The 7,705-nt window shown below is 61.0% G+C and carries 8 protein-coding genes; 6 read left to right on the top strand and 2 right to left on the bottom strand.

All coding sequences use genetic code 11. The features are described from left to right. Positions 1–271 precede the first annotated feature (271 nt). Both P0D96_RS47030 and P0D96_RS47025 read right to left on the bottom strand, forming a co-directional pair. Positions 272–1,288 carry an HpcH/HpaI aldolase/citrate lyase family protein gene (locus P0D96_RS47030; RefSeq protein ID WP_408321077.1) on the bottom strand — a complete coding sequence of 339 codons (1,017 nt, stop codon included), beginning with the start codon at positions 1,286–1,288 and terminating at the stop codon, positions 272–274. Positions 1,289–1,530: 242 nt separating this feature from the next. Next, on the bottom strand, positions 1,531–2,514 hold the full coding sequence (locus P0D96_RS47025; protein ID WP_132383605.1) for a malate dehydrogenase: 984 nt from the start codon (positions 2,512–2,514) through the stop codon (positions 1,531–1,533). 494 nt (positions 2,515–3,008) lie between these two features. Here P0D96_RS47025 and P0D96_RS47020 point away from each other — a divergent pair, with 494 nt between their 5' ends. The 6 genes from P0D96_RS47020 (at position 3,009) to P0D96_RS46995 (ending at position 7,538) form a co-directional block, all read left to right on the top strand. Continuing rightward, complete coding sequence (locus tag P0D96_RS47020) at positions 3,009–3,809, top strand: GntR family transcriptional regulator (RefSeq protein ID WP_132383607.1); 801 nt, start codon at positions 3,009–3,011, stop codon at positions 3,807–3,809. A 157-nt stretch (positions 3,810–3,966) separates the two neighbouring features. Further along, complete coding sequence (sdhC, locus tag P0D96_RS47015; RefSeq protein WP_132383609.1) at positions 3,967–4,383, top strand: succinate dehydrogenase, cytochrome b556 subunit; 417 nt, start codon at positions 3,967–3,969, stop codon at positions 4,381–4,383. Positions 4,384–4,386: 3 nt separating this feature from the next. Further along, positions 4,387–4,755, top strand: coding sequence for a succinate dehydrogenase, hydrophobic membrane anchor protein (gene sdhD, locus P0D96_RS47010; protein WP_132383610.1), 369 nt, complete (start codon positions 4,387–4,389; stop codon positions 4,753–4,755). A 4-nt stretch (positions 4,756–4,759) separates the two neighbouring features. Continuing rightward, positions 4,760–6,535 (top strand): succinate dehydrogenase flavoprotein subunit, encoded by a 1,776-nt coding sequence (gene sdhA, locus P0D96_RS47005; protein ID WP_408177683.1) that lies wholly within the window; start codon positions 4,760–4,762, stop codon positions 6,533–6,535. A gap of 24 nt (positions 6,536–6,559) precedes the next feature. Further along, on the top strand, positions 6,560–7,264 hold the full coding sequence (locus P0D96_RS47000; RefSeq protein ID WP_408177684.1) for a succinate dehydrogenase iron-sulfur subunit: 705 nt from the start codon (positions 6,560–6,562) through the stop codon (positions 7,262–7,264). Between the two features lies 1 nt (position 7,265). After that, complete coding sequence (locus P0D96_RS46995) at positions 7,266–7,538, top strand: FAD assembly factor SdhE (protein WP_132383615.1); 273 nt, start codon at positions 7,266–7,268, stop codon at positions 7,536–7,538. The last annotated feature ends 167 nt before the right edge of the window (positions 7,539–7,705 follow it).

Here is a 7,705-nt window from a genome sequence, read left to right as displayed (position 1 = left end):
CGCCGTGTTGCCGGCCGTCACACCGGACAGGGCGACGGATTTCTTCGGTTTGAAGCCGCTTTGGGGTTCGTTGCCGCCTTGTGCACCGGCGGTTTGCGTCGTCTCGCTCATCTCCCGCAATCTCCTTTGTGCCTGCTCGATGCTTCTGATTGACCCATGCGTTCGACGCTCGCCGTCTGCAGCGCCACATGATGCCGTGCTTCGATTGCCTGGCGGCGTGCGCATTTGCCGCTCACCGCAGCCGCGCTGATTGCCGCAGCGACTTTCATGCTCATGATCCTGCTTGCACGTCAGTGCCCACTTTCGTGAAAAGCGGCGCGGCGTCTTGCGGGACGGCGCGACCGGTGGCTTGCGCGCGGCGCAGTACCGACCAGTAGTAGCGATAGCTGGCGCGGTCGTGCAGCGTGTCGTGATAGCGGGTCGGGCCCCATTGTGCGGACTGCGCGGCCAGCAGGATGTCGGTGGCCGTGGCGATCTCTTCGTCGCGCGGCGCGAATGCGGCGACGATCGCCTCGATCTGCGCCGGATGGATGCTCCACATGCGTGTGTAGCCGAATTCGTTACGGGCGCGCGCGGCGTCGTTGGCGACCACGCTCATGTCGCGCACTTCCGTGCTGACGTTGTGCGACGGCACTTTGCCGTATGCATGGCAGGCCGCCGAGATTTCCAGCTTCGCGCGCCGCACCAGCGGATGATCGAACTGGCCGGGCGAGCGCATGGCGGTTTCGGGAATCGCGCCGTCGTGCGCGGAGACGAAGTCCATCAAGCCGAAGCTCAGCGCTTCCACGCCGGGCAGCGCGGCCAGATCGAACACACGCGTCAGCGCGCCGTGCGTTTCGACCAGCAACTGCACCGGCACCGGTTGCGCAATGCCGAGTTCGCGCCGCGTCGCCTCGATGAACGCGACCATTTCGGCGGCATCGGGGACGTTGCGGATTTTCGGCAGGGTGATGTAAGCAGGCGCTCGCTTCGCGGCACGCAGAATGAGACGGACGTCGTCGCGCCAGTGTGCGTGATCGAAGTCGTGAATCCGCACGCCGACGCGGCCGAAGCGGTCGTGCTCGCTGCCAAGCAACGAGGCGACCAGTTCGGCGTGCTGCGCTTCGCGGCCGACCTGCGCGCCGTCTTCGCAATCGAGCGTGATGTCGAACACGGGGCCCAATTGCTGCTGCAATGCCAACGATTTCAGCATCAGCTTTTCGCTGCCGGCGTAGTGATCGCAGGCAGGCAGCACAGCGGGCGGCACTTCGCCGTCAAACAGCACTTCGGCGGGTGTGAGGGCGCGCATCTTCGGCGTCAGGGGCGTGGGTTGTGTTTGGAGAAATCTGATTCGGGCGCGCTCTGCCGGACCGTCACGGCAACTGAGCAAAACGCGCTCGAATCAGATGCGAATAGCAGCATTCGCACGTAAAAAACGGAACCCGCTGCGGTGGCGCCTTTGAGCGCCCCCGGACATTTCGCATCGTGCCAGGCTGCCTGAAAGGCGGCCTGGCGTTGTCTCACGAGTTCCGGTTCGTTTGCATCAGCCGCTTAGCCGAGCAGGTGTTGAACGCCTTCGCGCTCTTCCAGCAACTCGTTCAGCGTGCCGTCCATCTTTTCGCGCGAGAACGCGTCGATTTCCAGACCTTCGACGCGCTTGTACTCGCCGTTTTCGCACGTGACCGGCACACCGTAGATGATGTCTTCCGGAATGCCGTACGAACCGTCCGACGGGATACCCATGGTGACCCACTTGCCGTTCGTGCCGAGCACCCAGTCACGCACGTGGTCGATTGCAGCGTTGGCCGCCGACGCTGCCGACGACAGGCCACGCGCTTCGATGATCGCCGCGCCGCGCTTGCCGACGGTCGGGATGAACGTGTTGCGGTTCCATTCTTCGTCGTTGATCAGCTTGGTCAGGTCTTGACCTTCTGCCGTTGCGACGCGGAAGTCCGGGTACATGGTCGGCGAGTGGTTGCCCCACACAGCCAGCTTTTCGATCGACGCGACCGGCTTGCCCGACTTGGCGGCCAGTTGCGACAGCGCGCGGTTGTGGTCCAGGCGCAGCATGGCGGTGAAGTTCTTCTTCGGCAGATCCGGCGCCGACTTCATGGCGATGTAAGCGTTCGTGTTGGCCGGGTTGCCGACCACCAGCACCTTCACGTCGCGGCTCGCGACCTTGTTCAGCGCTTTGCCCTGAACCGTGAAGATTTCGGCGTTGGCCGACAGCAGGTCCTTACGCTCCATGCCTTTCGAACGCGGACGCGCGCCGACCAGCAGGGCCACGTCTGCATCTTTGAATGCAACTTCCGGATCGTCGGTGATCACGACGCCCGACAGCAGCGGGAATGCGCAATCATCCAGTTCCATCACGACGCCTTTGACGGCGCCTTGCGCTTGCGGCAGGTCGAGCAATTGCAGGACCACCGGCTGATCCTTGCCGAGCAGGTCGCCATTGGCGATGCGGAACAGCAGGGAGTAAGCGATTTGACCTGCGGCGCCGGTGACGGCAACGCGCTTTGCGGGCTTAGCCATTGAGAAATCTCCAGGACGATGCGTTAGACGCTAGGGAAAACGCCATTCTATATGCGCGTTCAGCGAAGCGTTGTGAAACACGGCGGAATTCACTGTCGCGGACTGCCTCGCCAATTGCCGAGGCCGAGCGGCGCGTTGCGGCAAGACCGCCATGCCGGAAATCTGCACTACAGCACGGGAGCGGAATATGAAGCGCCGGGTAGCCGCTGCACGGTGCGGGCTCCTGCAAACAGCGCGTTTCGGCAAGCGTCTGACCAACGAATGGCGGCGAAATCGAAACCTGAACTGCGTGGGAACAGCATGGTGCAGAGTGGCTGCCGGTGCGTCGCGGCGCTGCATCAAAACAGCCGCCGAAAAACCCGCAAACCCTTGCTCGACAAGGAGTGTAGGAGTCGTCAGGCACAAAGTCAACATTATCTTATGTCTTATATAAGACATATCTATTGCGGGGAAAACCCTAGACGCGGCCTAGCCCTTTATGATGAAATGCGCGGATGAATTCGAACCCGGCGAACACCACGAATCCGAGCGGCCAAGGGGTCGCGGGCGAGGGTGTACCCACTGCGCCTCCGGCCACGTCGCCCACTTTCAGCCCCTTGTACCAGCAGATCAAGGGGTTGATCACGCAGAGCCTCGAAAGCGGCGAGTGGAAGCCAGGCGAGATCATTCCTAGTGAAGTCGAATTGGCGGCCAGATACAAGGTCAGTCAGGGGACGGTGCGCAAAGCGATCGACGAACTTGCCGCCGACAACCTGCTGGTGCGCCGCCAGGGCAAGGGCACGTTTGTTGCAACGCACAACGAAGACCGCGCCCAGTTTCGGTTCCTCAGATTGCTGGCCGATGACGGCGCGGAACACCCGCACGTCAGCCGCCTGCTTGAATGCCGGCGCTTGCGCGCTTCGGCGGACATCGCCCGGCAACTCGATCTGAAACCAGCCGATCCGGTCGTATTGATCAAGCGCTTGCTGCAGTTCGACGGCGAAGTCACCGTACTCGATGAAATCTGGTTGCCCGGCGCCGTGTTCCGTGGCCTGACGCTCGAGCGGCTGTCGGAGTATAAAGGTCCCCTCTACGCGATGTTTGAGACGGAATTCGGCACCCGCATGATCCGCGCAACGGAGAAGATTCGCGCGGTGGCGGCTGAGCCTTCCGTCGCCGATCTGCTGCATGTGCCGGCGGGTTTTCCGCTGCTATCGGTCGAGCGCGTGTCCTATACCTATGGAGACCGGCCGGTCGAAGTGCGCCGTGGTTGGTATGTCACAACCGGGTACTACTATCAGAACGATCTAAGCTGAATCGGGCTGAATGAGGGCGCTGCGTCCCACACGCGCGCCTGTTTGAAGGCGCCTTTATCGCGCGCGCTGTAACGGACCTGTCGTGGTTTTCGCTGCAGCGCGATATAAAAAGGCGCTAAAATTGCGGATTAGTGTGACTACATAGTAGGGGTCTAGCATGGCTGAAGCCGTAAAAAAACCGAGGCCGGAATTCCGGAACATCGGTATCGGGCAGATATTGACGGCATACCGTCTCCCGCTAGCGGGGCGAGTATCGATCTTGCACCGCTTGAGCGGTGGTCTGCTTTTTGTTTTTCTTCCGTTCCTGCTGTACCTCTTCGATCAGAGTCTGACATCGGAACTTAGTTTCGAAGTCTTCAAAGGTTTCCTCTCCAACATCATCGTCAAGCTCATCACGCTCGTTCTGGCGTGGGCCTTCCTGTTTCACTTCTGCGCCGGCATCCGTCACCTCGTGATGGACACGAACCACAACGCGGTCACGAAGGAAAAAGGCAAATCGACTTCCATCGTCGTTCTCGTCGTGTCGTCGCTGCTCACCATCGCATTCGCGGCAAAACTGTTCGGAGCATTCTAAAAAATGTCAGCTAATAACCGAATCGGTTCGAAGCGTCTCGTTGTCGGCGCTCACTACGGTCTGCGCGACTGGCTGGCGCAGCGCATTACCGCCGCCGTCATGGCGATCTACACGGTGATCCTGCTCGCGTGGTTCTTCGGCGCGCGCGATTTCTCGTACGACGGCTGGGCGTCGATCTTCGCCACGCAGTGGATGAAGCTCGCCACGTTCGTCACGCTGCTCTCGCTGTTCTATCACGCGTGGGTGGGTATCCGCGACATCTGGATGGACTATGTGAAGCCCGTTGGCATCCGCCTGTTGCTTCAAGCGCTGACGATCGTCTGGCTGCTCGCGTGTGCGGGCTACGCTGCGCAGATTCTCTGGAGAGTGTAAAAGAATGGCTGCAATCAAGAATTCTCTGCCGCGTCGCAAGTTTGACGTGGTTATCGTCGGCGCAGGCGGTTCGGGGATGCGCGCTTCGCTGCAACTCGCGCGCGCCGGTCTGTCGGTCTGCGTGCTGTCCAAGGTGTTCCCGACGCGTTCGCACACGGTCGCTGCTCAAGGCGGCATCGGCGCATCGCTCGGCAACATGAGCGAAGACAACTGGCACTACCACTTCTACGACACGATCAAGGGTTCCGACTGGCTCGGCGACCAGGACGCGATCGAGTTCATGTGCCGCGAAGCACCGAACGCCGTCTACGAACTCGAACACATGGGCATGCCGTTCGACCGCAACGCTGACGGCACGATTTACCAACGCCCGTTCGGTGGCCACACGGCGAACTATGGCGAAAAGCCGGTGCAACGCGCTTGCGCGGCCGCTGACCGTACCGGTCACGCGCTGCTGCACACGCTGTATCAGCAAAACGTCGCTGCGAAAACGCAATTCTTCGTCGAATGGATGGCGCTGGATCTGATCCGCGACGCCGACGGCGACGTGCTCGGCGTGACCGCGCTGGAAATGGAAACGGGCGACGTCTACATCCTCGAAGGCAAGACCACACTGTTCGCCACGGGCGGGGCGGGCCGGATCTTCGCGGCATCGACCAACGCGTTCATCAACACCGGCGACGGCTTGGGCATGGCGGCGCGTTCGGGTATTGCGCTGCAAGACATGGAATTCTGGCAATTCCACCCGACCGGCGTGGCCGGCGCGGGCGTGCTGATTACCGAAGGCGTGCGCGGTGAAGGCGGCATTCTGCGTAACTCGAACGGCGAGCGTTTCATGGAACGCTACGCGCCTACCCTGAAGGATCTGGCGCCGCGTGACTTCGTGTCGCGGTCGATGGACCAGGAAATCAAGGAAGGCCGTGGTGTGGGTCCGAACAAGGACCACGTGCTGCTCGACCTGTCGCACATCGGCGCCGAGACGATCATGAAGCGTCTGCCGTCGATCCGCGAAATCGCGCTGAAGTTCGCGAACGTCGATTGCATCAAGGAGCCGATCCCCGTTGTGCCGACCATCCACTATCAGATGGGCGGTATACCGACGAACATCCACGGTCAGGTGGTGGGCACGTCGAAGGGTCACGAAGAGCCGGTCAACGGCTTCTACGCAGTGGGCGAATGCTCGTGCGTGTCGGTGCACGGTGCGAACCGTCTCGGCACGAACTCGCTGCTCGACCTAGTGGTGTTCGGCCGCGCGGCCGGCAACCACATCGTCAAGCACGTGAAGGAAATCAAGGAGCACAAGCCGCTTCCGGCAGACGCCGCCGATTTCTCGCTGGCACGTCTGGCCAAGCTGGAGAAGTCCTCGTCGGGCGAATACTCGCAAGACGTTGCGGCTGAGATCCGTTCCACGATGCAGGCCCACGCTGGCGTGTTCCGCACGTCGGAGTTGCTGGCCAAGGGTGTCGAGCGTATTCGGGAAGTGGCTAACCGCGTCGACAACATCTACCTGAAGGACAAGTCGAAGGTGTTCAACACGGCCCGCATCGAAGCGCTGGAAGTGGAGAACCTGATTGAAGTGGCCCGCGCCACGATGGTTTCCGCCGAAGCGCGTAAGGAAAGCCGTGGCGCGCACGCGCAGAACGACTTCGAACATCGCGACGACGAAAACTGGCTGCGCCATACGCTGTGGTTCAGCGAAGGCGATCGCCTCGACTACAAGCCGGTTCACATGCAACCGCTGACGGTCGAATCGGTTCCGCCGAAAGCGCGGACCTTCTAAGGCACAAGTCAAAGGAATTCAGAAATGGCAAAGCGTACATTTGAAATTTACCGCTACGACCCGGACAAGGACGCAGCGCCGCGCATGCAAACGTACGAGATCGAGATCGACTCGCACGAACGCATGCTGCTCGACGCGCTCATCAAGCTGAAGGCTGTCGACGAAACACTGTCGTTCCGCCGCTCGTGCCGTGAAGGCGTGTGCGGTTCGGACGCAATGAACATCAACGGCAAGAACGGTCTGGCGTGCCTCACGAACCTGAACGACCTGCCGCAAAAGATCGTGCTGCGTCCGCTGCCGGGCCTGCCCGTCGTGCGCGACCTGATCTGCGATTTCACGCAGTTCTTCAACCAGTATCACTCGATCAAGCCGTACCTGATCAACGATACGCCGCCGCCGGAAAAGGAACGTCTGCAGTCGCCGGAAGAACGCGACGAGCTCGACGGCCTGTACGAATGTATTCTGTGCGCCAGCTGCTCGACTTCGTGCCCGAGCTTCTGGTGGAATCCGGACAAGTTCGTCGGCCCGGCAGGCCTGTTGCAAGCCTATCGCTTCATCGCGGATAGCCGCGACGAAGCGACGGGCGAACGCCTCGACAACCTGGAAGATCCGTACCGTCTGTTCCGTTGCCATACAATCATGAATTGCGTCGACGTTTGCCCGAAGGGCCTGAACCCGACCAAGGCAATTGGCAAGATCAAGGAATTGATGGTTCGCCGCGCGGTCTGAGATGGAATCAACATCGCATCAGTCCGACCCTCTCCGCCGCGCGCGCCTTCGCTGGCGCGCGCGGCGGGGCCTGCTGGAAAACGATCTGATCTTTGAACGTTTTTTCGGCCGATATGAGCATGACCTCAGCGATGCTGACGTGGGCGCACTTACACGGCTGCTCGAGCTGAGCGATAACGACCTGATGGACTTGCTGCTCGTGCGCAAGGAACCGGAAGGCGACCTTGCCGACCCGGATGTGATCCGGGTGCTGGAGCTGCTGCGTAATGCCTGACCGGCATGACCGGCTTGAGCGCTGCTTGTCCGCGCTTGTCCGTTGTCCCAGGCGTGCAATTATCGAAACCCTGTTTCCATACTTCGATTGAGGATGTGCTATGACCCCGTCAGATGTTAAAGCCACGCTATCGTTCAGCGACAATTCGCCGAGCGTTGAAATGCCGA

Source organism: Paraburkholderia sp. RL17-347-BIC-D (assembly GCF_046027915.1).
In the GTDB taxonomy this organism is placed as follows: domain Bacteria; phylum Pseudomonadota; class Gammaproteobacteria; order Burkholderiales; family Burkholderiaceae; genus Paraburkholderia.
The sequence above is the reverse complement of the archived record's forward strand: the minus strand, read 5'-3'. Positions and strand labels throughout refer to the sequence as shown.